General features: G+C 40.7%; 26 protein-coding genes. 5 read left to right on the top strand and 21 right to left on the bottom strand.

The window, feature by feature from the left end; all coding sequences use genetic code 11:
* Positions 1–111 precede the first annotated feature (111 nt).
* From V4T18_RS13155 to V4T18_RS13140, 4 genes are all read right to left on the bottom strand, one after another.
* Positions 112–1,158, bottom strand: a complete 1,047-nt coding sequence (locus tag V4T18_RS13155; RefSeq protein ID WP_332650027.1) for a S26 family signal peptidase — start codon at positions 1,156–1,158, stop codon at positions 112–114.
* Complete coding sequence (locus tag V4T18_RS13150) at positions 1,145–1,657, bottom strand: RNA polymerase sigma factor (RefSeq protein ID WP_332650025.1); 513 nt, start codon at positions 1,655–1,657, stop codon at positions 1,145–1,147. The genes V4T18_RS13155 and V4T18_RS13150 overlap by 14 nt, the downstream gene beginning before the upstream one ends.
* A gap of 107 nt (positions 1,658–1,764) precedes the next feature.
* Entirely contained in the window at positions 1,765–2,379 is a 615-nt protein-coding gene (locus V4T18_RS13145) for a PH domain-containing protein (RefSeq protein ID WP_332650024.1), read from the bottom strand.
* Between the two features lie 240 nt (positions 2,380–2,619).
* Positions 2,620–2,778, bottom strand: coding sequence for a hypothetical protein (locus V4T18_RS13140; RefSeq protein ID WP_332650023.1), 159 nt, complete (start codon positions 2,776–2,778; stop codon positions 2,620–2,622).
* 219 nt (positions 2,779–2,997) lie between these two features.
* On the opposite strand from V4T18_RS13140, the gene V4T18_RS13135 reads away from it, so the two are divergent.
* Positions 2,998–3,684: a TerC family protein gene (locus V4T18_RS13135; protein WP_332650022.1), complete on the top strand. Its 687-nt coding sequence runs from the start codon at positions 2,998–3,000 to the stop codon at positions 3,682–3,684.
* Positions 3,685–3,690: 6 nt separating this feature from the next.
* Here V4T18_RS13135 and V4T18_RS13130 read toward each other — a convergent pair whose 3' ends face one another.
* Positions 3,691–4,239, bottom strand: a complete 549-nt coding sequence (locus V4T18_RS13130) for a hypothetical protein (RefSeq protein WP_332650020.1) — start codon at positions 4,237–4,239, stop codon at positions 3,691–3,693.
* Positions 4,240–4,358: 119 nt separating this feature from the next.
* On the opposite strand from V4T18_RS13130, the gene V4T18_RS13125 reads away from it, so the two are divergent.
* Positions 4,359–4,979, top strand: coding sequence for a LysE family translocator (locus V4T18_RS13125; protein ID WP_332650018.1), 621 nt, complete (start codon positions 4,359–4,361; stop codon positions 4,977–4,979).
* A 230-nt stretch (positions 4,980–5,209) separates the two neighbouring features.
* Here V4T18_RS13125 and V4T18_RS13120 read toward each other — a convergent pair whose 3' ends face one another.
* The 6 genes from V4T18_RS13120 to V4T18_RS13095 all read right to left on the bottom strand — a co-directional run bounded on the left by V4T18_RS13120 (position 5,210) and on the right by V4T18_RS13095 (position 12,084).
* Positions 5,210–6,580 carry a sensor histidine kinase gene (locus V4T18_RS13120; protein WP_332650016.1) on the bottom strand — a complete coding sequence of 457 codons (1,371 nt, stop codon included), beginning with the start codon at positions 6,578–6,580 and terminating at the stop codon, positions 5,210–5,212.
* A complete protein-coding gene (locus V4T18_RS13115; RefSeq protein ID WP_332650014.1) occupies positions 6,577–7,248 on the bottom strand; it encodes a response regulator transcription factor in 672 nt (223 codons plus the stop codon). Before V4T18_RS13115 ends, V4T18_RS13120 begins: the two co-directional genes overlap by 4 nt.
* A gap of 25 nt (positions 7,249–7,273) precedes the next feature.
* Positions 7,274–8,434, bottom strand: coding sequence for a PD-(D/E)XK nuclease family protein (locus V4T18_RS13110; RefSeq protein WP_332650012.1), 1,161 nt, complete (start codon positions 8,432–8,434; stop codon positions 7,274–7,276).
* 85 nt (positions 8,435–8,519) lie between these two features.
* Positions 8,520–10,622, bottom strand: coding sequence for an MMPL family transporter (locus tag V4T18_RS13105; protein WP_332650010.1), 2,103 nt, complete (start codon positions 10,620–10,622; stop codon positions 8,520–8,522).
* Positions 10,623–10,799: 177 nt separating this feature from the next.
* Positions 10,800–11,372, bottom strand: coding sequence for a nitroreductase family protein (locus tag V4T18_RS13100; RefSeq protein WP_332650009.1), 573 nt, complete (start codon positions 11,370–11,372; stop codon positions 10,800–10,802).
* 169 nt (positions 11,373–11,541) lie between these two features.
* Positions 11,542–12,084: an amidase domain-containing protein gene (locus V4T18_RS13095; RefSeq protein WP_332650007.1), complete on the bottom strand. Its 543-nt coding sequence runs from the start codon at positions 12,082–12,084 to the stop codon at positions 11,542–11,544.
* A 145-nt stretch (positions 12,085–12,229) separates the two neighbouring features.
* Between V4T18_RS13095 and V4T18_RS13090 the strand changes: the two genes are divergently transcribed.
* A complete protein-coding gene (locus V4T18_RS13090) occupies positions 12,230–13,249 on the top strand; it encodes a DUF2804 domain-containing protein (protein ID WP_332650005.1) in 1,020 nt (339 codons plus the stop codon).
* Here the strand turns inward: V4T18_RS13090 and V4T18_RS13085 are convergent.
* From V4T18_RS13085 to V4T18_RS13040, 10 genes are all read right to left on the bottom strand, one after another.
* The gene (locus tag V4T18_RS13085) at positions 13,198–14,175 is read right to left on the bottom strand and encodes a hypothetical protein (RefSeq protein WP_332650003.1); all 978 of its coding nucleotides are present in this window, start codon (positions 14,173–14,175) and stop codon (positions 13,198–13,200) included. The two genes, V4T18_RS13090 and V4T18_RS13085, sit on opposite strands and share 52 nt — an antisense overlap.
* A complete protein-coding gene (locus tag V4T18_RS13080) occupies positions 14,154–14,345 on the bottom strand; it encodes a hypothetical protein (RefSeq protein WP_332650002.1) in 192 nt (63 codons plus the stop codon). Before V4T18_RS13080 ends, V4T18_RS13085 begins: the two co-directional genes overlap by 22 nt.
* 324 nt (positions 14,346–14,669) lie before the next feature.
* Positions 14,670–15,185 (bottom strand): tetratricopeptide repeat protein, encoded by a 516-nt coding sequence (locus V4T18_RS13075; RefSeq protein ID WP_332650000.1) that lies wholly within the window; start codon positions 15,183–15,185, stop codon positions 14,670–14,672.
* Between the two features lie 225 nt (positions 15,186–15,410).
* Positions 15,411–16,229 (bottom strand): methyl-accepting chemotaxis protein, encoded by an 819-nt coding sequence (locus tag V4T18_RS13070; RefSeq protein ID WP_332649998.1) that lies wholly within the window; start codon positions 16,227–16,229, stop codon positions 15,411–15,413.
* Positions 16,230–16,348: 119 nt separating this feature from the next.
* Positions 16,349–17,356 (bottom strand): VanW family protein, encoded by a 1,008-nt coding sequence (locus V4T18_RS13065; protein ID WP_442916942.1) that lies wholly within the window; start codon positions 17,354–17,356, stop codon positions 16,349–16,351.
* Positions 17,357–17,527: 171 nt separating this feature from the next.
* Positions 17,528–18,388 carry a metal ABC transporter permease gene (locus V4T18_RS13060; RefSeq protein WP_332649996.1) on the bottom strand — a complete coding sequence of 287 codons (861 nt, stop codon included), beginning with the start codon at positions 18,386–18,388 and terminating at the stop codon, positions 17,528–17,530.
* On the bottom strand, positions 18,385–19,260 hold the full coding sequence (locus tag V4T18_RS13055) for a metal ABC transporter permease (RefSeq protein WP_332649995.1): 876 nt from the start codon (positions 19,258–19,260) through the stop codon (positions 18,385–18,387). Before V4T18_RS13055 ends, V4T18_RS13060 begins: the two co-directional genes overlap by 4 nt.
* Before the next feature lie 12 nt (positions 19,261–19,272).
* The gene (locus V4T18_RS13050) at positions 19,273–20,001 is read right to left on the bottom strand and encodes a metal ABC transporter ATP-binding protein (protein ID WP_332649994.1); all 729 of its coding nucleotides are present in this window, start codon (positions 19,999–20,001) and stop codon (positions 19,273–19,275) included.
* A 10-nt stretch (positions 20,002–20,011) separates the two neighbouring features.
* A complete protein-coding gene (locus tag V4T18_RS13045; RefSeq protein WP_332649992.1) occupies positions 20,012–20,926 on the bottom strand; it encodes a metal ABC transporter solute-binding protein, Zn/Mn family in 915 nt (304 codons plus the stop codon).
* 310 nt (positions 20,927–21,236) lie between these two features.
* On the bottom strand, positions 21,237–21,956 hold the full coding sequence (locus V4T18_RS13040) for a glycerophosphodiester phosphodiesterase (RefSeq protein ID WP_332649991.1): 720 nt from the start codon (positions 21,954–21,956) through the stop codon (positions 21,237–21,239).
* A gap of 248 nt (positions 21,957–22,204) precedes the next feature.
* Here V4T18_RS13040 and helD point away from each other — a divergent pair, with 248 nt between their 5' ends.
* A complete protein-coding gene (gene helD, locus V4T18_RS13035) occupies positions 22,205–24,433 on the top strand; it encodes an RNA polymerase recycling motor HelD (RefSeq protein ID WP_332649989.1) in 2,229 nt (742 codons plus the stop codon).
* A 261-nt stretch (positions 24,434–24,694) separates the two neighbouring features.
* Positions 24,695–24,945 (top strand): hypothetical protein (locus V4T18_RS13030; RefSeq protein ID WP_332649987.1); only part of this gene is annotated, 251 nt, incomplete at its 3' end.

Below are 24,945 nucleotides of genomic sequence, written 5' to 3'. Positions count from 1 at the left end.
TCTGTTCAGATAAGCCCTGCTCTACTAGTACAAATAATCCCCTTCTGTGAGAGAAGATCCCGCGCTGGTGTGGCGGGATCTTGTTGTTCGTGAATATTCTGGATTTCTCAGCTATTCAAGCTTAGAAATCTTCCACACATCATTTTCTCGAGTAAATTCTAAAGTAATAAACGGAATGTCCCAGCCTTTAATATGCATACTAGCGGTATCTTTATAGACATTAGCAGGCACAGCCTCGAGCATTTCATCAAACTTCTCCTCATGATAAGCGAGATCACTCGGCCATTCAATTTCAAATTGGGATAAGGCTAATACCTCTACTTCAGGGGCCCTACTGCCATCCTCTCCTAAAGTAAATAAATATGTTTTTAAAATCATTTCTGGCGACACACCGACTAAATATCCCTCATCACCAGATTCCAAATAGTTCGCCACTTGCTCTCTTTCATCTGTTGAGGGGCGCTGTATGTGCTCAATTTTAAAAAGGGCTGATGCCTGTTCGGCTAGCACTAACGGAGTAGTTACCCAATCATACGACGAAATGATATATCCGGAGTCCACTTTTTCAGGTAGCTTAATCACGGGCACTTTCCCATCGTTCGCTTCGAAGGCTGTCGCATCCATTCCGGCAAATAAGTACTGATTGAACCGTTTGTCGTTGATATATAGCTCGCCATTCTTGATTTCTACGCGATCATTTGGTGTGGCGATAATATTGCCAATAAGAAGTTCTTCATTCTCACTCCGGTGCACCTTTACTAAATCGCCAATGTGTAAATCGCCTTCAGGAACGGATGTAAAAACGTTAAAGTTTCCCTTCTGAAATAAGCCATTAGATTCATCATAATAGTAAAGGTCGAGATTCGAAACTTGCCTATTTTCAGGCGAAACCGACTTAGTATCATCCACCATAACCCCATAAATAGACGTCAATTCAATTTGAGGGGAGGTCCCCGTTTTCGTTGGTGCAAGGTCGCCTGTTAATAGCATAAAGCTCCCAACAATGACGATGATCCCAAACATAACCGAAGCTACCAGTGGCATGATTCGAGCATTACGTTTAGTACCTTTTCGACTTAATACAGCATTTTTAATACGCTGCTTTTGAGATGGTGAGATGGGTGTTTCCTCTATTAATTGCTTCTTAAACCGATTCATGTAAAAGCACCTCCCATTCCGAGTGATCATTTAAATACCTCTTCAGCTCATCTCTTGCTCGTTTTAAGCGAGATCTGACTGTGCTCTCATTAAGTCCGAGTAATTCTGCAATTTGTACCGTGGAAAGCTCCTCAAAATAATACAGGATAATCGTTTCTCGGTATTTTTCTTTTAATCGCATGACGGCCTGCAATAAGGCAGATTTCTCGTTAGAAAGGACGACTTCCTGCTCGGCACTTTTTGCATTTTTAAATGGTAAAAATAGCTGCCATCGTTTTTTCTTTCGTAAATAGTCGTGACAGCGATTAATAACTATTTTCCTTAAATAGTTTTTGACAGAGGCCTCCCCTTTGTATTGAGCGGCTTTTTCATAAAATGCCATGAAGCTTTCCTGCACTATATCCTCCGCCACCTCCCAGCTCTGTACATAAAAATATGAGAGCCGAAGAAGGTGCTCGGTATGCAGATCCATCGCTTCATTCAATAATTCATCTCGCATCCTATCACCCCATTTTCACGCTATAGACGTTAAAAGTCGGAAACCGTTGCAACATTTTTTCTATAATAAAACCCGGAGCAAATTTACCCTGCTCCGGGATACTAAAATTAGTTATTAATATATTTCTCAAACACATCGCCAAAATCCTTTTTGACGTGAGCATCTTTTTGCTCAAGTAGCCAGTTGTGCGAGAATTTTGTGATGTTCTCGAAGCTCGTTGCTGGAGGCACCTCATCATTTCCAACACGACCAAGTGCACTTGCCGCAAGCGTTAGGCTTTGCTTAGCCGAGTCTAGCTTAAATTCATTCGATTTTTGCTGAAGCGAAATTGCGTGTAGTGCCTTATATAAATCTTTAATTTCTGAAAGGAATTTCTTGTGGATATCAATTGACAGAGGTACATTGCTAATCGTGAATTTAATTTCTACATCTAGATCGATTGTACCGGCCGTTTCAAGAAGCACATTGTCAATCGTGTGATGCTCGTATTCATAGCGACGCAGCATACGCTTTTTACTGAGTGCGTTGGCACCATCCACATGAATCAAGCCGTAATTCGTAAAGCAATATTCATCCGCCTTTGTTTTGATGAGGAAGAAAATCCGCTCATCGATTTCATTGAAAATAAAATCATCAGAATCCGTTTTGTCGAAGTCAGAGCGTGGCACAACTACCCCAATATCAGATAGACCAAGTGCATCTGAAGCAAGTTTTTTGAACATCCTAAAGCCCCCCTTTTTTTGAATTCTACTACAAATGAATTTGTATGCAAGTAGATTTCTAACGATTCACAAAATTTACATAATAGGTACTCACTCCGGATATAGTTCAATTTCAATTACTCCTGCTGGTGGCATATCCATCATTACAGCGATTTCACTTGCTGTAACTGTAAAAGGGCTTTGATTGCATTGTGTTCGATTTCTATTGTTTTTTTCTGCATGTAGTGCTCGTTCTTAGGCTCACTTTTCTGCTTCCACTATGCGAAGGTGCGCTTCGATTGCGGCAGATTTTTCATCCAAAATATGCTTTAAACGAGCTTCGTATGTAAGCTTTTCTTGCAAGGACATACTTAACTCCTGCCACTGCGAAAATGCATCCACTAACCTTTCGTCCTTCATCGCAATCTCCTCCAGTTCTCGGTAAGTATCCTCAGATACCTTTGGACATATCGCTATCGCCCCTCATTGTATAAAGCATGCATTATCCATGCAGCTATCAATAATTTTTCTCGTCCAAACGAAATCCTTGTTTCTCTTCTGAAAAACAGCCTTATCACATATATTAGGTTGTTACGTTTTTGGCTTTAGGGAAATGACAAGAAAAGGGGCGACACTATAGTGGAATTTCTATCAATGGATTTTTTAACAGCCATACTGTCGATCGTGCTCATTGATTTAGTGCTGGCGGGTGATAATGCACTACTTATTGGACTTGCTGCAAAAAATGTACCAAAGCGTTTGCAAAAAAAGGTCATTCTAGCAGGTACTTTTGGGGCCATTATTATTCGCACACTCTTAACTTTAGTCGCTGTCAAGCTGCTCGAAATTGATGGGCTTATGCTAATTGGTGGCGTACTTTTAATTTATATTTCGTTCAAGCTTTTGCTTAGTGCCGTAGAAACGGATATTAATCCATCAAAAAATACTTTTTGGGGTGCATTATGGACTATTCTGCTTGCCGATATTTTAATGGGTGTAGATAATGTCCTCGGTGTTGCAGGTGCGGCAGAAGGCAACTATGTACTCGTTGTGTGCGGGCTACTGATTTCCATTCCGATTGTCGTATGGGGAAGCACAGTTGTTATTCATTTAATGGAACGATTCCCGATTATTATCGTTATCGGGGCAGGCGTATTAGTCTGGACAGGCTCTAAAATGATTATAAAGGATACGTATGTGGCGCCATTTTTCAACTATCAACACGAGGTCATCGTCTTTCAAATACTGCTAGTTGGATTTGTACTCTCTCTGGGGCTAATTTATAAAACAATAAAAAAAGGGAGATCGGCAGCATCTATTCAGTAATATGAATTAATACGTCGATCTCCAAAACCTAATTTCATTATTTCTCTCATCAAAGGCAAACACTTCCACTAGTTTAGAGAATTTTAATGATTTAGGTAGCTTGCTTGTCACAACAAAATGCTGTTGCTTTGGAATATTGAATTGTATAGAATAATTTTCTTTGATCAAATTAGCCTTTACCGTTGTTATTGCTTCATCCTCGTTCTCACCATAAACAATTGCGTAGCGACCTTTATTTGTAGTCTTTACTGTATAGTTTATTTTATTTTTACCATAGCTAGCTGAATGAATGCGAAAACGATTATTCCACCCTTTTTGCAGCTCAACAATGCCTTTATCACCATTATCAAGTTCAATCCATGAGATATACGTAGTAGATTCGTGCACTTGCATTAATTCGGGCTTGTTTGTGAGTGTTACATCTAGCCATTGTTGGATTTCATTTTTGAGTGTTTCATCATTTTTAACGGAATGCTGAAAATATGACTCTAAAGCATAAATTCCTGTAGCTACAATAGTTATAATCAATATGTATATCGCTATTTTTTGCCTCATGGAATCACCCCTTTTCAAATGCTTATATCTATCATTCTATGCGGATGGAAGGAATACCTTTTTATGGAATAAAATTTCTATCTGCTTTTTATGATAAGATTGCTTTAGGGGGGATCATTGTGGATAATCTCAGTATTTTATCATTTCTTGTGGCAGCGGTTTTGTTAACGCTCATGCCTGGACCAGATATTTTATTTGTCATTGCACAAAGTATTTCACAGAATGCTCGTGCAGGAATTTCAACGGCACTCGGGCTTTGCACTGGTTTACTCGTACATATTTCAGCTGCTGTCGTCGGGATTTCTGCGATTATTTATAGCTCGGCCACTATCTTTACGATGGTGAAATGGGCTGGTGCGATTTATTTGTTGTATTTGGCAGTGGGTGCCTTTCGCGCAGGGAGTAGTGCGATTGGGCTTGATGAAAAGCCCGCTATTTCTTATAGCAAATTATATAAAAAGGGCATTATTATGAATGTGCTAAATCCGAAAGTATCAATTTTCTTTTTAGCCCTCTTGCCACAATTTGTGCATGGAACCGAAAACGTACCCTGGCAAATGCTCCTACTAGGGCTTGTATTTTTAATACAGGCATTCGTTATTTTCGCAACAGTTAGCGGACTTGCTAGCCGGGTCCGACAAGTATTAGTTCGCAGCTCTTTTATAGCGAGGCATTTAAATAAAATAGAGGGTTCACTTTATACCGTGATCGGGGTTAGCATTGCATTTTCGGAAAGATAGCTGAATTTTGTTGCCATAGGTTTTACTAGCCACTTTTTTTTGAAATACTAGCCGGAATTTCGAAAATACTAGCCACTTTTCCGAAAATACTAGCCACTTTTTGAAATTTACTCGCCAACGGGATAATTCACTCTTACATACTTACTTGGAACACAAGTCAACTCATTATAATGACCCGAAGTAAAATAAACGAGCTACCCCTACGAAAGGTAGCTCGCTTAATCCACTCTCTATTTAGGCAATGTAATAATAAACTCTGTCCCGATGCCTACCTCGCTCGAAGCAGTAATGGTCCCATCGTGTAGGGCTAGGATGTCTTTTACAATCGCGAGACCAAGTCCTGTGCCATCCTTTGTACGAGACTCGTCTACTCGGTAAAAGCGATCAAAAATCCTCTCGAGCTCTGCCAGCTCCATTCCGATACCTGAATCTCGCACTACTACAAGAACAGTCGATTCAGAGGAAGCTAATTCTACAAAAATCGTCCCGTTCTTCTGATTATATTTCATTGCGTTCGTTAATAGGTTCTCCCAAACGTTTTCGAGTAAGCTCTCATCTCCGTTGTAGAGGACGGGCTGAATAGAGTAAGAAATATCTAGCTGTAGCTCCTCTAACCGCCAACGATATTTTTGTATCATCGTTACGAGCTGTACATCGAGTGCAAATGGGGCTTTACGTATCATTCTTGTGGATTGATCAAGTGACGTTAATAAGAGCAGCTGCTTTGTTAAGGTTGATAAGCGCTTTGCCTCTTTATCGATAATGCTCGAATATTCAAAGCGTTCCTCCTCAGTTAGCTCCTTCATCTTTAGAAGATCCGCATAGCCTTGAATATTAAGAAGTGGTGACTGAAAATCATGCGAAACATTGCTAATAAATTCCTTTCGCGCACGATCATTTTCCTGCAATTGCACGACCATACTATTAAAGCTCTCCGCCAGCTGACCGATTTCGTCCCGACGATTAATTTCAAGGGAGACATTATAATTATCGTTCGTAATTTGCTGAGTGGCCTCCGTTAGCTGTGCTATTGGTCGAATTAGCTGCTTCGCCATCCAAAGCACGGCGATGACACTAATAATAATCGTGCTAAGAAGTAGACTTGCCAAAATAGAATGCACATCAGAAAACATGAGTTTAATGTTCGGTCGAAGGAATAATCCATACTGCACGTCATTATACGTAAATGGTACTCCTACCGTATTGTTTAACTCATTTGCAAAAAAGCCCGTCATAAATGTTTTATCAGAATACTCTTTCATGCCATGATAAGTATCGCCAGCTAGCACCTTCTCACGAGCATCCTCAGGCAGCTCTGTATCACGAAATTCTCCACCGAAATACTTTTCGTAGCCATCCTCATTGATAACATAAGCCTGGTAACCAATATTACCAATGGACGTTAAATAATTTTCCAGACCAACCCCGTGCATTTGCTCGAGAGCCGATTTCATTTCAAGGGCGACCTTCACATTATTTTCATCATTGATCTCCTTTGTGCTTGTTAAATAAAAGTAATTGGCAATAACAAATCCAGCAACAAGACTAAATGATAATATAAACAGCATCGCTATTAAAAATTGTCTGTATAAGGTTTTCATGCCTGTACCTCTAGCTTATAGCCCACGCCCCGCATTGTTTGAATTTCAACCGATGCCCCAATTCTGCTGAGTCGCTCACGAATTCTTTTAATATGCGTATTTAATGTTTGCTCACTACCTTCATAATCATAGCCCCAAATCTTTTCCATTAAAGTATCTCGGGTGAACACCTGCTCCGGACGTGAGGCGAGCAGACTGAGCAGTTCAAATTCCTTCAGCGGCATAAGCAGTGTTTCAGTACCTGCGATAACCTCGAAGCTTTTGCGGTTAATTGTTAAATTCCCTACCTTCATGACCGTATGTGAGGCTTTATCAAAGCGACGTAAAATGACCGCTACTCGGAACAATAGCTCACGTGGCTCAAACGGCTTTACTACATAATCCTCCGCCCCTGCTAAATAACCCTGCTCTTTATCATCAATCGCTCCCTTTGCTGTCAAAAGAATAACAGGCGTAGCATACTCTTCTCTTAAGATTTCAGTTAGTCGGATTCCATTCATTCCGGGCATCATCACATCAACAATCGCTAAATCTACATGCTCCTCACGAAGTATGGCAAGCGCCTCCTGAGCATGATTGGCCTTGTGCACCTTATAGCCCTCTCTCGTTAATTGAATGGCAACGAGCTTTAAAATATGCGAATCATCATCAACAACTAGGATTTGCAAGTTTGTCGCCTCCTTCTAGTGGAAATTATTTAGCTTCCTCTCTTACTAACTCTTCCAGCAACGCACAGCCTGCCCCATCCTGAAGACTACTATCCTTCCAATAGATCATAATGTTTTCGGGCGGATTAGACGGGTCTAGCTTTCTAATTATTTTTCGGTTGTTTTCATCGGGATAATAAAATAAGTTCTTCTCTACTTTATATGGACTATTTACACCGTAGTGCTTTCGATTTCGATCATTAACAATATATGACTGGTCAAAGTTTGCACCTTTTAACGTTTTACCCGATGCCTCTTTTACCTTATTACTTACCCATTTTTTTAAATCCTCATAAGCTATGTCTTGTTCAAAGGGCGAAATATCGTAGTAGTCTTTTATGTATTGAATAACCGGCTTTCCATAGTCCGTTTTCTCATGGAACAGATTTTTTTCCTCTTTATACGATTGGAACCCTGAATAAATAAAGGAGATAAACGATTTAATTGTATGCTTTGTATATTCATAAATCGGCTCAATCCTTCCAACCGTTTCTTCTTTTAGTAGGTTGCTAAGCATATCGACAACCGTCACTTCTATACTATCTCCTTCTTCTGCACCCCAAACTTGATGAAAACAGGGCACTTTTATACCTGTAGATTCTAGGTTTACTAATAAATTCTGGAATTCATTCACAGCCCTCTTACTACCGCTATGAGTTAAAAAAATAAACGAAACGAAAGGTTGTTCTTGCTCTAATGAAGAATCTTTATAGGAATTAATTAGTCCCACAGTTTCTTCAAAAAGCTGAGAATCCCCTTTTTGTATGGCACCATCCTTAATTTTATTTTCTACACAAAATGAATACTTTGGCAGACTTTCAGAAAACGTTTGGTCAAATAGCTCAATAACAATATCAATATCTCTTGTCTTTTTGGTCCATTCACTTTTTAAGCTGACGACCTTTACCTCCGCTTGTACTCTTACTTCATATTTCGAATTTCGTGATAGATCTCGAATTTTATCGAGATAGATAAGATCCTTAAACTGCTCTTTATTCGCCAATACGATGGGCGTTAAAAAGCTTTCAAGAAACCTCGAGCCTAAACCGTGATTTTCGTTTGGATCTAACAAATACGAAACGAATGAAGTTACATTTGGTTCATTAATAGACCCATCGTTAGAAGATAATACTTTAAAAATATTCATTTCGATTCCCCCTTTTGTACATCCATTTTATTTCAATAATCAGAAAAATACGAGAGTACTGTGCGCACCCCCGTATTTCAAAAAATTAATTCTTATCCTTCTCAAACAGTAAAATTAAAGCGGGTAGGAGAACACCTCGCACTAGGAATGTATCAATAATAATCCCGATCGCGACAATAAAGCCAAAGACAAATAAGTCTGCAACTGGCATTGTAGTAAGTGCCGCAAATGTTGCTGCTAAAATAATCCCCGCGGATGAAATTACCCCACCTGTGTTACGAATCGCAATTTCTAATGCATCCTTCACCTTATGGATTTTTCTTTCCTCAATAAATCGCGATACTAAAATAATATTATAGTCGATTCCTAGCGCAACAAGGAAAATAAATGAATATACCGGTACCCTTGAGCTAACCGCCTCAAAGCCGAATAGCGTATCCACCAGGAAAATCCCTAAGCCTAGAGCCGATAAGAAGGATAATAGGATCGTTGCCATCATATATAGCGGCATTTTCCACGATCTTGTTAGGACAAATAGCAGCACTAAGATTAATAGCGTTTCTAAGCTAACAATTGTAAAAATATCCCCATTATTAATTTCGCGCTCATCTAGAATTTTCGCCGTTGTGCCCGCATAATGTAGCTCACCATCGATGCCTGCTTCTTCTAATACATCCTTCGCATCCTCCCGCATTGTTGCTAGCGAATCTATAGCTTCATTTGAGTACGGGTTTATCGCAAGGGCTAATGTATATTTTAAAGAGGTTACATCCTCATTTTGGGCTGTTAAACGAACGGACGCTACAAGATCCTGTTGAGATAATAGGCCCGTGATTTCCTCTATCTGTGCCTCTGTTATTTCCTGTTTACTTTCCACTAACACCGTTGTTGGCGCAAGCTCTCCTTTATCAAATGTAGATTCGACAATTTCATAGCCTACACGGGAGGGCATATCCTCCGGGAAGGATTTTACGACATCAAACTCAAATTTCAGATTAAACATATTGAGTGCTGTAATTACCATAAACACGGCTACGATACCGCCTGTTACAAATGGTTTATTCACAACAAACTTCGCAATCGGTCCCCATATTCCATGCTTCACTTCTTTTTTATCGCCAAACTTCGGTACTTTTGGCCAGAACGCTTTACGACCGAATAATGTAAATAGCGCTGGTACTAGTGTAATAGACGCCAGCATAATCACAAAAATGGCTGTTCCAAAAATCGGGGCGAAGTTTTGATAATCACGGAAATCAGCAAAAAGAAGAATCAGCATTGCAGCTAAAACCGTACCGCCGGCAAAGAATACTGGTTCACCTGTAGCACGCATTGCGTATTTCATCGCCTCATATTTACTTTCGTAGCGATTTAACTCCTCTCGGTAACGCGAGAAGACGAATAACGAATAATCAATGAGTGCTGCAAATAGTAGAATACTCATGATCGATGTTGTTTGGTTATTAATCTCTAAACCTGCTGCTCCCATTAGCGCAACAGATTGGTTGACGATTTGATATACAATGACTGTTGCAAACAATGGAATAAAGGCAAGTAATGGTGAACGATAAATACCGATTAACAACACGAGAATGATACCAATTGTTGCAAATAGTAATACAAAATCGGCTTGCTCAAATAATTTTATTGTATCGCCTGCAATTCCAGCTGGCCCTGTAATATAAAATGCCACATCATTTAAGCTGTCAGCAGCCTCATTACCGATTTTTGATACCTTATCGTTAATTGCCTCATAATCTTTACTTCCAAGGTCTGGTGCCAAATTCATCGGGATAATCATCGTCGATTTATCCTCTGATGTGAAGCCCGCTAAAGCCGCTTCCGGTAACTCTTTAATATTGATAATTGTTTCGACACCTTCAATGTCCTCTGCAATAATAGCATCAGTTATTTTTGCCACATTAGACGAGTCGATCTCTCCATTTTCATTATGAAACACTAATATTCCTGGTGTACCTTCATCATCCGGGAAAGCCTCTTTTATTTTTTCCGCTGCAATAATAGACTTTGCATCATCCGGTAAGGATTGAAAGTTCGATACTTTATAATCATTCAACCGTGGCCCCATACTAATAACGATCATAATAGTAAACCACGCAATGATCGTAATCCACATACCACGCTTTGTAGACACCCAATCCGTTATAGCTTGTAGCAACTTATTCATGTTTTTCCTCCTCATGTCCTTGGGAATTTTCAAAAAATCCACCAATCATACAAGAGGCATTATAAGGGAACAACATAAACTGAACATGAACTTTAAGTTACACTTGTGAAACTTAAAGCATGATTTTCTCCACTAAAAAAACGAGCAGGGCTCTTGCCATACTCGCTTCCACTCTTATTACTCACCAAAAACCGTTACAATTTCTGCTGATGTTTTACGTTGTTTCGCTTTTGGTATTTCATCAAAATAGCCCACCTGTAGCATAGCTATTATGCGCTCACCAGGCTGTACCTTTAATGCTTCGCGGAATTTTGGTTGGTCCAGGAATGGCGGTGTTTTCCAGCAAGAGCCGATGCCTTTATCCCATGCTAGAAGCTGCATGTTTTGAATAAAGCTTGATACTGCGCCTAGATCCTCTAATCGCTCCTTTTGACGTACATCCTCAGGCACGATGACGAATGCATAGCCACCCGGTAAAGTGAATTTTTTCATTTGCTTTTCAAGCTCTTCTGCTGTTAGCTCCTGCCACTTCGGAAGTGTAATATCGCGTAATACATCATGTAATGCGAATAACTCCTTACCACATGCAATAACAACACGCCATGGCTCACGATTTCCGTGATTCGGTGCCCATACAGCATCATCAATAATTGCTAGTAGCTCCTCACGATCAACTGGTTGACCGTTGAATAGTTTAATTGAACGTCTGCTCGTAATTGCTTCTCGTACAGATAATGATTGTGTATTCATTTACTGATTCTCTCCTTAGACTAATAGAAATTACTTCATTGTAAATTATGCGTTTTCCTACATTTCACCTTAACATAAATAGGATTTTTTTAAAATATACGTGCTTTTCGTATGGAGAGGAGGAATTCAATTGAGAGCCGCTCTATCCTGCTGCTATGTGGCTGCCCGGTCAGTTAAATACATCATCAATTTTGAAGAAAAAGTACTCGATATTCGGGGTATAGGCGGCTGAATTCTGATATTCGTATTGCCTGTTTTGGCTATTGTTTGTATGAGCATTTACAAATGGAATACCATCGACAACACTTGTTACCATTGCACTATGGTCAATGACGCCATTGCCTTGAAAATCATACAAAATGACATCGCCCGGCTCGAGCTCTGCCGGCGATTCGACTCGTTTTGCTGTCAGCCCTGTTCGAGACGTTTGCAAATACCATCTCAAGCTATGTGCAACAGACCAGCTATAGCTCCACGTTTCCTTTGGGTAAAATCCTGGTCTCATGCTCCCACTTTTCCAGCCACCAGTTATCCACCACCCTCTCCCCCGGTCCGGCGCCCCCCACATCGGTGCCCCACCAGCCAATAAACATTGAGAGACAAAGTTGGCACAATCAACCGAAAAAGTTGGAAAACTCGGATTTTGTAAGTTCCACCACGTTTGTGCATACGCTACAGCCGCACTACGATTATAATACGTTGGAATTTTCACTCCCCCTTTCTACCTTTTATATGCCTTAGTTATTGCCTTTCATTACAGCAAGTTTATTACAAAAATTTCTTTGTGTAGAGCAAGCAAACATCACCGTAATTTTGCTACAATAAGATTACTAGCTAACGAAGAAGGAGGGCGCTATATGCAGCATGCCGAAAAGGAAATACTTTATCCGACGATGTTATGTGATAAAAAGGGGAACTTAAATCCTGAGGCGATTGGCTTTGCCCGCAAACCACTTATCGACTGTAATTTGTCCGGACATTTTATGCGCAAGAAAAAATGGAATTATTGGTGTGTGTTTGGAGAGGAAATATTATTTTCGGCAACGATTGCTCATCTTGATTATGCTGCTGTATGCTTTGTGTATTTTCTTGAATATGAAACACAGCGCTATTTCGAAAAAACAATTACAATCCCGTTAGGCGGCAAGCTAAAAATGCCAACACGAGTGCTTGAAACAGTCTCTTATGCTAATAATGAGATGTCGGTTAATATCGCTTTTTCTAACGGTGATACACATCTGTCTGTCTTATGTGATGACTTTGATGGAGATCGTTTGCATGCAGAGCTTATCATTCATCATCCAAAAGCAGATGATTCTTTGAATGTAGTGATCCCTTGGAATCGACAAACATTCCAATTTACGGCAAAGCATCATACTTTACCGACGACAGGTATTGTCAAGATTGGCAACAAGCACTTTACTTTTAATGATGAAGATTGTTTTGCTGTGTTAGATTATGGTCGTGGTGTTTGGCCACGTAAGGCAATTTGGAATTGGGGGATGGCTAGCCAGCACGTACGTAATCGCCGCATCGGCCTTAACTTTGGCGGTAAATGGACGGACGGTACAGGTATGACCGAAAATGCTATTTTTATAGACGGAGCTATGACCAAAATTCACGAGGATGTCCTTTTTGCTTATGACCGTTCTAATTTCATGAAGCCGTGGCGCATCACGTCCAAATTTAGTCATACTGTAAATTTAACCTTTAAGCCCTTCTTTGAACGCAACGCCTCAACCGATGCCAAGCTTATTCGTACCGGCGTTCATCAAATGATCGGCTATTACAATGGTACGATTCATCTAGAGGATGGAGAAATCCTTCACATCCAGCAAATGCTCGGCTGCATCGAGGAGCACACCGCCAAATGGTAACATTCATATTGAAAGCCACCCTTTTGTAGAGGGCGGCTTTTATTTTGTGCGGATGGGGGTTGTTTTGTGCGGATAGGGGCGGCTTTGGTGCGGATGGAGTGTGTTTTGTGCGGATGGATGCCGCTTTGGTGCGGATGGCTCCCTTTTGCGCGGATGGCCGCGGCTTTTGTGCGGTTGGGCGCTGCTTTTGTGCGGATACGCGTTCCTTTTGTGCGGATGGACACTCCTTTTGTGCGGATACGCGTTCCTTTTGTGCGGATAGACCCGGCTTTGGTGCGGATGGCTCCCTTTTGCGCGGATGGCCGCGGCTTTGGTGCGGTTGGGCGCTGCTTGGGTGCGGATACGCGTTCCTTTTGTGCGGTTGGCCCCAGCTTTGGTGCGGTTGGCTCCCTTTTGTGCGGATAGCCGCCGCTTTTGTTCGGATACGCGTTCCTTTTGTTCAGATAGCCGCCGCTTTTGTTCGGATACGCGTTCCTTTTGTTCAGATAGACGCTGCTTTTGTTCGGATACGCGTTCCTTTTGTTCGGATAGGCATTCCTTTTGTTCGGATAGCTCCAGCTTTGGTGCGGTTGGCTCCCTTTTGTGCGGATAGCTGCGGCTTTGGTGCGGATACGCGTTCCTTTTGTTCGGATGGCTGCTGCTTTGGTGCGGTTGGCTCCCTTTTGTGCGGATAGCCGCTGCTTTTGTTCGGATACGCGTTCCTTTTGTGCGGATGGCTGCGGCTTTTGTTCGGATACGCGTTCCTTTTGTGCGGTTGGCTCCCTTTTGTGCGGATAGACGCTACTTTTGTTCGGATACGCATTCCTTTTGTGCGGTTGGACGCCGCTTTTGTTCGGATACGCGTTCCTTTTGTGGGGTTGGCCCCAGCTTTGGTGCGGTTGGCTCCCTTTTGTGCGGATAGACGCTACTTTTGTTCGGATACGCATTCCTTTTGTGCGGATGAACACTCCTTTTGTGCGGATAGACGCAGCTTTTGTTCGGATAGACACTCGGCTTTAAAAATACTCGCCATAATTCCAAAAATACTAGCCGGATTTTTTGAAATACTAGCCGATTTTTTTGAAATACTAGCCACTTTTTGAAATTTACTCGCCAATGTGAAAATTCACGGTAAAAATACTAGCCATAATTACTTACTGGCACTCATTTGTGCAGATACAACTCCCTTTTGTGCGTACGGGCACTCTTTTGGTTAGGATAGTCCCATCTTTTGCGCGGACAACTCCCTTTTGTGCGGATGGACACTCCTATTGTGCAGTTGGATCCGGCTTTTGTGCGGATACGGCACTCTTTGAGGATGGCCCCCTTTTATTCGTTCAATGAACTATTTAGTGAATATTTTCTATCTTTGGATGAAATCAATTATGCTTTCCTACTGTAACTTCCCTAAAAAACGCAGTACTTTCTCAGTCGACTTTATTCACGAATGCTCCCCTTTTCGGTTTCGTATATCGAGTGTCTTCAGTAGTAATTCCTTCGCTAATTCTTTTTCCCCTAGCTCGATTAAACATTTGGCTTTATGCTGATATATAAAATCTTCGTAATCTGAAATTTCATAATTGACCCGGATACAATGGGCTTCATCAAATAGACTTAATGCTCGATCATGCTGATTATTGTACTTATACGCCTCGCCTAATCGAATCAGTGTCACCAATTTCTTTTTAGGGATTTCCTCTGCTAGGGCTAAACATTTATCAAAATACAAAATTGCTTCACTGGTGCAATTTAATATTCGATAGCAGTTACCGATTGCACCTAGTAAAAAGTACTTTTCATCTAAATTGTCTGTTTGCTGAAGCATCAGTATCCCATCAGCAATCCATTCATTCACAAAATTCGCTGCATTCGTTTGTTCACGTAAATAGTTCATTTCATCAAAATAAATAAACTCTGCTATCTTTTGAAAATTATCCTTAACCATTTTAAAATCCAATATGCATCACCCCCCAATCCGTAAAGCCCGTCCTAAAATTGTTAATCTTGAGCTTCTTGAAAATTTAAATAGTCACGTATCATTATTTTTAAAATCAAACTAATTAAAATTAAACACCCTATCAACTTCGGATATGAAATCGAAATTATAGAATTTTGAATTAACAAAGTGCCAACAAAAAAATCTACCCGCCCCTACAGGCAAGTAGATTTTATGCTATTACTCTTATACATCAGTAATGTTCAATAGTTTTTCTGCTGTGCGGTTAATGCCTGTGTATGCATCGCCGAGTTCCTGCATGCTTGCGGAAAATTGCTGTGTGAAGGCTGCGATTCCGTTTGTAGATTCATTGACATTATCAATCGATAGCTTAATATGCTCAAGCTGCTGGGCAATATTATCAGCACTTTCTGTACTGTTTTGTGCCATTTTTTGAATTTCATTCGCGACAACTGCAAAACCGCGGCCATGCTCTCCTGAACGTGCAGCCTCAATAGAAGCATTTAAGCCGAGAATTTTCGACTTCATGGCGATATCCTTTACAACGGTTACGATTGAATTGATTTGTACAATGTCTGTATTCATCGACTCGGCGAATCTTGATAGATGCTCTAGTCTTCCCGAAACATCGACGCTTGCTGATGTTAATTCAGTATTGGTTGCGGTCATTTCTTCTACAGCACTTGAAAGCTCTGTTGCTAATAAGCGCATATTGTCCATCTTTTCATTCGAGATAATGGCGCTTACGATCCCAATAACCTTGCCATTATCATATATAGGCTGAGCAGTGGATACATACGCAACGCCAAAAGCTTCTGGCCCTCGTTCTTCTCGTAGGAACTTACCTGCAGAAAGTGCCTTTTCTGTCGTTGTTCCTCGGAAGTTTTCCACTTTAGCGCCAACTGGGACTTTTAAATCAATAATTTTACCAGGTCGATACGCCAGTACTTCCTCCGTGCTTGCTACAACTACACAGGCATCTTCTGGATACGTTGCCTGATAAACATCAATTGCATCAACAGCTGCCTGTAATTTTGGATGCATACGTTCCCTCCGTTCTAATCTAGATTATAATATTCTTATTACTTATATCGGCAAATTACAGTCTTTTTTACTCTTTACATAATAAAGGCCACGAACTCGCATTCGTGGCCTCTCCTTTTTCATAGTGCATCTAACAGAATCTCATATTCATTTGAAGTGCGAATTTCGATTGTTAAATAGCCCTTCCCATAAATCGTTGTGATTAATAATGGAACACCGCTCGTATTTTGGAATCGGAAGTCTAATGAGTCATACGCTACTGTAGCATCTCTTCCCTTTGGAACGTAGCCAACATTTAATGAATGATGATGCCGCTCAACAAACGTTACCGGCACCTGGTCAATCGCATTAAACAATGTAGAGGATGTTTGACAAATCCCTCCGCCTATTCCCATAACCCGTTTGGCATTAATAATTTCGGGTGCAGGCTGATAACCTGTTTCCTCTGTCCTTGGCCCAACCATGACATTAAACGAAAAATAATCTAAATTCCCAACGATTGTATTATGAATAGCCTTCGCTGATAACTCGATATTTTTACTTCTGCCTGTATCTCCAGCATTAAAATACGTTGTATAAGAGCCGATGACGACTTCGTGGAGCGATTGCAAATCTTCTTCGCTATAGCCGCTATCTCTAACTTCTAGTGGTAGCTCAATATTCCCCCCTGTACTTGAAGCGGATAATATGTCCTCCACTAATTGACTTTCCTTTAAAATCACCATCGGACGCCCTTTCATCACTTGCCCGTTCTCTCCAAGACGATCGAGCACCATTCGTTGATCATAGCCCTTTTCTGTCTCAGTCCCTCGTGCCAGCTCTTTTGCTAACGTTTCGATTTCGTCAATATACGTTTCAATATCGGTTTCATAGCTAAAGTCCTTCAGCTCTAATGTTTTCACAACGGTGGAAGTATTCGGGTCGATTAAATTAATCCTATGTGGCTGAATTTCTTCGGGGATTTCCTGCTGCTCCTCATAGTAAGCAACTTGCTTTTTTAACGTCTCTAGTTCCTGCTCAAGTTGCATTACTTGTTCTTCTAATAACTGTTCCTTTGCCGTTTCGTCATTACAGCCAAATAAACCAACTATTGCAAACATCATCCCTATACCAATCCATCTTTTCACAATAAAACAACACCTGCCTAGGTATTTAATGGACGCTTTATAGCACTTAAACATTGTATTCAATAGCAAAAAAAATGTGCTTACCGTAATTATTTTGCGTGATATTTGCAAACTTTATGTAATACTTCAAAAAACAAAGGGAGCGTCTATTTTTAGACGTCCCCTCTTTCGTTAAGAATGCTGTAGCTTTTTCTTCCTATAACGATTTTTAATTTTATCCATTGTAAAGACTATAATAAAAATCACCCCAACGATTGTCGCCATCATGCCTGCAATTGATGTATCAAACCATTTCGCAGTATAATAGCCGATCACTGCCGATGCCATACCAAAGCTTATACTCCATATGAACATTTGCTTGATCGACTTACTGATTAAATAGGCCGTTGCTGAAGGTCCGATTAGCATCGCTACAACTAAAATAGCACCCACACTATCAAAGGCCGAAACAGTTGTTAATGAAATTGTTGTCATAAAGCCGTAATGCAGAAGCACAACTGGTAAACCAATCGTTGCGGCATAAACCGGATCGAATGTTGATAGCTTCATTTCCTTATAGAATAACAGCAGGAACGCAATATTTATAACGAGCACTAAAAGCAGCATCCAAACCGCCTTTGGCATCGTAATGGATAAAAATGTCCACCTATCCCACGGAACAAAAGCGATTTCCCCCATTAAAACGTGCTCTACATCTAAGTGCACATTTCCTGCAAATAATGTAATGAGCAGCACACCAATAGCAAATAATGTTGTAAAAGTAACACCAATGGCTGCATCCTCTTGAATACCGGACGTTTGTAGCAGCTGGACTAAATATGCGGTTAAAATCCCTGCAAAGGCAGCTCCAACTAGCATCCAAAATCCGTTTAATGATTGCGTTACAATAAAGGCCATTACAATGCCAAACAGTACTGTATGGCTAATCGCATCCGCAATCATTGACATTTTACGAAGAATTAAAAAGACACCGGCTATTCCACACGTAATACCGACTAGTATACCTGTTATGATTACCCAAAACTCTATCATGATACTTCACCTTGCTGTTGAAATTTCTTTTTTCTCAAAAACTTGCTTAACTGACCGGATTTTGGGCTGAATACGTAGGAAACGAAAAAAATACTAGCCGCAATTAGCACGATTATCGGACCGGTAGAGAGTCCTGTGCGTAGGGAGCTAATATATGTCCCCACAACACCTGATAATCCGCCAGCAATACCACTAAATAGGAGCATCGTATTTAACCTATTTGTCCAGAGCTTTGCACTTGCTGCTGGGATAATTAGCAAGGCCGACATTAGAATAACACCGACCGCTTGAATGCCCGTTACAATTGTCATGACAATAAGTGCCGTTAAGCACGCTTTCAACGCCTCAACAGGTAGCCCAATTCCTTTCGCATAAACAGGATCGAAAATCATCAGCTTCCATTCCTTATATAATAAAAGACTGACAATAATAATGATCGCGGCAGAAATAAATAACCACGTTAAATCCGATTTTGTCATCGTGGCTGCTTTTCCAAATATAAAATCATTTAGTCCACTTTGATTGCCGAGTGGACTCCGATTGACAATCGTTAAAAAGACAATTCCGATTCCAAAAAATACAGCTAGCACAAGCCCAATGGCAGCATCTGCCTTTAGCTTGGAGTACGTAACAATCCACTGAATGCAATAAACAGAAAGGGCGGACGTAATAGCGGCGCCCAGCATTAAAACAGGCAGCTCTTTTTGACCCGTTAATAAAAAGGCTAAAGCGATGCCAGGTAATGCAGCATGTGCAGCTGCATCACCTACTAAACTTTGCTTTTGTAAAAAGGAGAACGTCCCTGTAATACCTGCTGCTATACCTAGAAGCATAGTACCAATAAGTACCCACAGTAAATTTCCCGTTAACATCGTTTTTCCTCCTTACATCGCTTCCATCATTAACAGCTTCCCGCCATAGGTTTGCTGGAGCTTTTCAGCCGTGAATATTTCCTCTGTTTTCCCAGCTGCTAAAATCGTTTTATTTAATAGAATCGTATAGTCGAAATACTCCGTTACTGTTTGTAAATCGTGATGAACAACGAATATACTTTTCCCTTGTGCCTTTAAATTTTTTAAAATATCAATAATTGTTTTTTCTGTTGCAGCATCTACCCCTGCAAAGGGTTCATCTAAAAAATAAACCTCGGCATTTTGTGCTAGCGCTCTTGCAAGAAATACACGCTGCTGTTGACCACCAGAAAGCTGCCCAATCGAGCGATCTGCAAAATCCTGCATCCCAACACTCGTTAATGCTTGCATTGCGACCGTTCTGTCTTGCTTTGTCGGGCGTTTAAATAAGCCTCGATGTCCGTATCGTCCCATCAATACAACATCAATTGCTGTCGTTGGAAAATCCCAGTCAACGGCATTTCGCTGTGGTACATATCCAACCTGTAAGCTTTTTGGAGAAAAAGCCTTCCCTAAAATCGAGACTTTTCCGACCTTGTTTGGCAGCTGATTTAATACCGCCTTTAAAAACGTTGACTTTCCAGCTCCGTTTGGACCAATAATCGCTGCTAAATGGCCAGTTGGTACTGACACGCTTGCATTTTCAAGCACTGTTTTTTTATCATAAGCCACCGATAAGTTTTGAACTTCTAACGCTTCCATCCTTTTTCACCTACTTTAATGAATCGACAATCGTGTCGACGTTATGTTTATACATACCTAAATACGTGCCTTCTTCTGTTCCCTCAGCTCCCATTGCATCTGAGAACAGTTCACCGCCAATGACGATGCTATGCCCTTTTTCCTTAGCTCCTTCAATAACCGCCTTCATCGCCTTATCGGAAACACTCGACTCTACAAATATCGCTTTAATATTGTTCTCTACTAAATAGTCAACCATATTTTGCACATCTTTTACGCCATACTCTGAATCCGTACTTAAGCCTTGAAGACCTCGCACCTCAAACCCTTGACTTTCACCAAAGTAGCTAAAGGCATCATGCGCTGTTACTAAAATTCGTTGCGATGCTGGAATTTCTTCTATTCTATTAGAAGCATACTGTTTTAGTTCATCTAACTCGGCTAAGAAAGCTTCTTCATTTGCCTCAAATTCATCCTTATATTCAGGGTATTCTTCTACTAACGTATCGCCAACTGTATCAACAATTTCCTTCCATAAATCGATGTCAAACCAAACGTGAGGATCGTGTAAGGACGCATTATCTGGATCCGCTAATAATTTTGTCTTATCAATTTCCCCCGCTACCGCTTGCACGGTTTTTTCCTCAGCCATTTGGTCAAAAATCTCTTGCATCTGCCCTTCTAGATGTAAGCCGTTGTAAAAAATAACCTCTGCCTCATCTAGCTTTGTCAAATCGCTTTGTGTCGCCTTGTATAAATGTGGATCGACGCCAGGTCCCATAAGAGTCGTCACCTGTAAATGATCGCCCCCAATAATTTTGATAGCATCTCCAACTTGACCTGTTGTTGCAACAACAACGCCCTCTTTTTCCTTTGTTGAGCCACCATCGTCATTACAGGCAGCAAGCAACAACGATAAACCTAGCACTCCTAAAATACGTTTCATTCTCACTAAATCTCCTTTTTACTTTTCCTTATTTTTTCGCATCATATATCGCCAGCCAATCCATACAGCCAAAAATAATATTGCCATTGATACTGAATTTGTTATGAGCCATAGCGCTAATATCATCAACCACAGGAAAAACCCAAGCAATATCCTATCGTCAAATATCATAATATTCAGTCCTTTTCGTAAACGATAATATGTTTCCCTTAGGAAAAATATATGCTAGAACGAAAGAAATAGCAACCGATTTTTTAAAAAATAAAAAAACACACTACAAAATACATGTAATGTGTTGTAAATTTTTATATTAATTTTGAAATAGGGTAACCATTTTTTCCACTTCGTTCGTAATAATCGCATGTACGCCTAAGCTTGCAAGTGCCAATGCATGGTCCTCCCGATTCACTGTGTAAACTCGCACAATAAAGCCATCCTCAAGCGCCATTCGAACAGGCTTCCGCAAAGCATAATACCCAGACACATGCATGGCGTCCGCCTGTAAATGCTTCATATATTCACTCGGCTGCAAAATGATATTACTAAACAAGGCCGCCGTTTCAACCTCAGGTTTCAATTTTTTCACTCTCTTTATTGCTTCATGATCGAAGGAGGAGATGATGGCCCGTTCAAGCATGCTATATTTTATCAGCTCTTTTAGGACAAGCTCCTCAATTCCTCCATATACAAAGCGATCCGTTTTTATTTCAACATTAATGCGGTGTTTCGTATGCTGAAAAAGCTGAAGGACCTCACCTAATGTCGGAATCGGCTCCCCTTTAAATTTTTTGCCAAACCAGCTACCATAATCGTACTGCTTTAGCTGCTGCAGTGTGAGATCTTTTACAAACCCATTCCCATTTGACGTACGTTGAATCGTTTCATCATGAATCACTACAAGCTCCCTATCCTTACTTAAATGGACATCCAGCTCCACGCCTTCTATCGGATAGCTTGCCGCTGCACGAAATGAGGCTAATGTATTTTCCGGATACCTTGCAGAATAACCTCGGTGGGCGTAAATCTTCACTTTTTTTCCTCCTTACTCTCTACTAGCCACTTTTTTCGAAATACTCGCCACATTTTTGAAAATACTCGCCGATTTTTTCGAAATACTAGCCAATAATTCAAAAATACTCGCCATTTTTCGAAATTTACTCGCCAATGAGAAAATTCCCCGCCAATTTTCCAATCCATTTCCAATATTCTTACTTGAAGGTTACTTACTATGTATAGTAGTATGAAATTCTGACTTACAGGATGAATGGAGGAATGAATATGATTCAAAACCATCCCGATTACGAGCAGGAAGTTGCCAGATTAGCGGAAACAAAGCAGTATATGAATATCATTTTGGAGCAATCACAACGAGACTTAATTTCAGCTCAGGAAAATATTCGAGCAGCGATGACAAACTTGGAATATATCGATTCAAGTGATAGTTATTTAAATATACTATCTAATGCTCGTTTTTTTGATATGGCCCGTAATCAAAAGGAAGGCTTGGAAGCAGTTATGCAAAAGCCATATTTTGCTCGTATTCATTTCCAGCGTAAGGGTGAGCAGGAGGAGCTTTTATATATCGGGAAAACTTCTCTTTTCCACCGTGAAACGCATGAGCCAATTATTGTCGATTGGCGTTCACCTGTTGCGAACGTGTATTATGATGGGCGCCTTGGCGATTTAACATACAGGGTGCGGGATGAGGAGCTTACGGGACATCTGTTTGCGAAACGCCAATATAAAATTGAAAACGCCGAGCTACTGGATTTTCAGGACGTCGATTTAACAACAAATGATGAGCTATTGCAGGAGGCGCTTGCTGGCAAAGCGGATGTCCGTTTAACCGAAATTGTTTCGACAATACAGAGGGAGCAAAACGAAATTATTCGCGCGCATCTTCGTCAGCCGATCCTTGTGCAGGGGGCAGCTGGTTCCGGCAAAACAACGATTGCCCTGCATCGTATTTCATATTTTTTATATACAATGGGTGAGCATTTTAAACCCGAGCAGCTGATGATTCTAGCACCGAATAATTTATTTATCGAATATATTGGCGATGTGTTACCCGAGCTTGGTGTTGATCGAATTTGCCAAACGACGTACGCGCAATATGTACAGGATGCAATTGGAGTAAAATTAAAGCTCCAAAATCCTAATGATCAGCTTGAGCAAATCATTACGCATCATGCAGGCACAAAATCTTCTTTTAATATTCCACAAATTAAAGGTTCGCTATTATATAAAAATATTATTGACCGTTATATAAATCAATATGAACAGCAGCTTGCCTCATTATTCGAAGATGTGTTTATAGAGAAATACCGCATACTTCGAGGCAGCCATTTAAAAAAATTATTTCTTTTAGAATTTGCCTATATGCCGATTGAAAAACGTCTCGAACGCATTAAAAAGGTGATTCAGACCGAGGTAAAAAGGAAAACAACAGCCGTTTTAACGAATTTAAATGCAAAATATGAGGAAGCGATTGGGCGGGCTTTAAATGGGATTCGTGACGCTGAAAATCGCCGCCGTATCGTAACAAAATACATCGATGAACGTGACGAACGTATTCCTAAAATTAAGCAGGAAGTTAAATCAACCGCTTCTGCTTATATGCGCCGATTTCAAAAAAGTAAAATTAAAACGATGTACCGTGCTCTCTTGACTGACCGACTGTTGCTACAGGAGCTTGCACCGGAATGGACCTTTGATGAGATCGAAACATTTATTGCCGTGCACAAAAAAGAGACGTGGGCACTGGAGGATTTGGCTGCGCTATTTTACTTACAAGCTCGCATTAAGGGCATTGATGACAAGTGGAAAATGCGCGTCGTCTTTATTGATGAGGTGCAGGACTATAGCTTATTTCAGCTCGCTGCATTAAAGGCAGGCCTAGAAACCGATATGTTTACGATGGTGGGTGATTTGGCACAAGGCATTCATAGCTACCGTTCACTAACTGAATGGAGACCGGTGCTTGAGCTTTTTCCACGCGCAACGTATGCCACACTACAAAAAAGCTATCGTACAACAATTGAAATTATGGAGATAGCTAATAAAATTTTAGCGAAAATGGATGAGGAGTTGCCGTTAGTAGAGCCCGTAGTTCGGCATGGCATGGAACCGACCTTTATTCCGTCGGAGAAGTTTGATCCAAATATTATTGCAGAAGCATTTCAATCGATCCTCTTAAATGGGCATCGCTCTGTTGCGCTAATTTGCAAAACGACGGCAGAAGCTAATGCGATTGTAAAAGCTTTACTGGAATTCGGACTACCGGTTGAAAGCTTATCTGAAAACTCTAGTACATTGGATACATCCAAATTATTAGTTATTCCAAGTCATCTTGCAAAAGGTCTGGAATTCGATGCTGTCATTCTTGCAGCCTTTGACACGCCATACTACGATCATGCTATTGACCGTAAGCTCTTATATGTTGCGTTAACCCGTGCAATGCATGAGCTATATTTAATTGGTCCGAGTAAGGAAACATTTTTATTATAGAAAAAAGCTGTTCTGTAATTGGCAACAGAACAGCTTTTATTTTTTGGGTGGCACTTTTATATACCGGCGTTTTTTCGGTAGAATACTTAAAACCGAATTCCGAATGGCCTCCCACCTAGTAGGCTTGGGCGAAGCTACTTCCTTTTCATTTTTCGGCAATGCAGGCATTCTCATCTTCATCATCTCCTTTTTAAAAATTATATGAAGATAATCTGCGGAATATACTATCCGAGCGCATAAAGAGCATTGGGTATCACGCGAATGGGAGAGCTATGTGAACAAAACGTTGGCGTATACGCACAAAAGACTGACCTATCCGAACAAAACGGAGCCCCATCCGCACAAAAGTTGCCTCCATCCGAACAAAATGAGACGCTATACGCACAAAAGCACACCCTATCCGAACAAAACGAAACCCCATCCGCACAAAAGCACACCCTATCCGAACAAAACGAACCCCCATCCGCACAAAAGTTGCCTCCATCCGAACAAAATGAGACGCTATACGCACA

This window comes from Lysinibacillus sp. 54212, assembly GCF_036662795.1.
Classification (GTDB): domain Bacteria; phylum Bacillota; class Bacilli; order Bacillales_A; family Planococcaceae; genus Lysinibacillus_B.
Note: the sequence above shows the minus strand (reverse complement) of the source record. Positions and strands in the feature narration are given on the sequence as shown.

Coding starts and splice junctions, on each gene's coding strand:
- V4T18_RS13155 (WP_332650027.1), bottom strand. CDS start 1,158: ATGAATCGGTTTAAGAAGCAATTAATAGAGGAAACACCCATCTCACCA.
- V4T18_RS13150 (WP_332650025.1), bottom strand. CDS start 1,657: ATGCGAGATGAATTATTGAATGAAGCGATGGATCTGCATACCGAGCAC.
- V4T18_RS13145 (WP_332650024.1), bottom strand. CDS start 2,379: ATGTTCAAAAAACTTGCTTCAGATGCACTTGGTCTATCTGATATTGGG.
- V4T18_RS13140 (WP_332650023.1), bottom strand. CDS start 2,778: ATGAAGGACGAAAGGTTAGTGGATGCATTTTCGCAGTGGCAGGAGTTA.
- V4T18_RS13130 (WP_332650020.1), bottom strand. CDS start 4,239: ATGAGGCAAAAAATAGCGATATACATATTGATTATAACTATTGTAGCT.
- V4T18_RS13120 (WP_332650016.1), bottom strand. CDS start 6,580: ATGAAAACCTTATACAGACAATTTTTAATAGCGATGCTGTTTATATTA.
- V4T18_RS13110 (WP_332650012.1), bottom strand. CDS start 8,434: ATGAATATTTTTAAAGTATTATCTTCTAACGATGGGTCTATTAATGAA.
- V4T18_RS13105 (WP_332650010.1), bottom strand. CDS start 10,622: ATGAATAAGTTGCTACAAGCTATAACGGATTGGGTGTCTACAAAGCGT.
- V4T18_RS13100 (WP_332650009.1), bottom strand. CDS start 11,372: ATGAATACACAATCATTATCTGTACGAGAAGCAATTACGAGCAGACGT.
- V4T18_RS13090 (WP_332650005.1), top strand. CDS start 12,230: ATGCAGCATGCCGAAAAGGAAATACTTTATCCGACGATGTTATGTGAT.
- V4T18_RS13085 (WP_332650003.1), bottom strand. CDS start 14,175: ATGCGTATCCGAACAAAAGTAGCGTCTATCCGCACAAAAGGGAGCCAA.
- V4T18_RS13070 (WP_332649998.1), bottom strand. CDS start 16,229: ATGCATCCAAAATTACAGGCAGCTGTTGATGCAATTGATGTTTATCAG.
- V4T18_RS13060 (WP_332649996.1), bottom strand. CDS start 18,388: ATGATAGAGTTTTGGGTAATCATAACAGGTATACTAGTCGGTATTACG.
- V4T18_RS13055 (WP_332649995.1), bottom strand. CDS start 19,260: ATGTTAACGGGAAATTTACTGTGGGTACTTATTGGTACTATGCTTCTA.
- V4T18_RS13050 (WP_332649994.1), bottom strand. CDS start 20,001: ATGGAAGCGTTAGAAGTTCAAAACTTATCGGTGGCTTATGATAAAAAA.
- V4T18_RS13045 (WP_332649992.1), bottom strand. CDS start 20,926: ATGAAACGTATTTTAGGAGTGCTAGGTTTATCGTTGTTGCTTGCTGCC.
- helD (WP_332649989.1), top strand. CDS start 22,205: ATGATTCAAAACCATCCCGATTACGAGCAGGAAGTTGCCAGATTAGCG.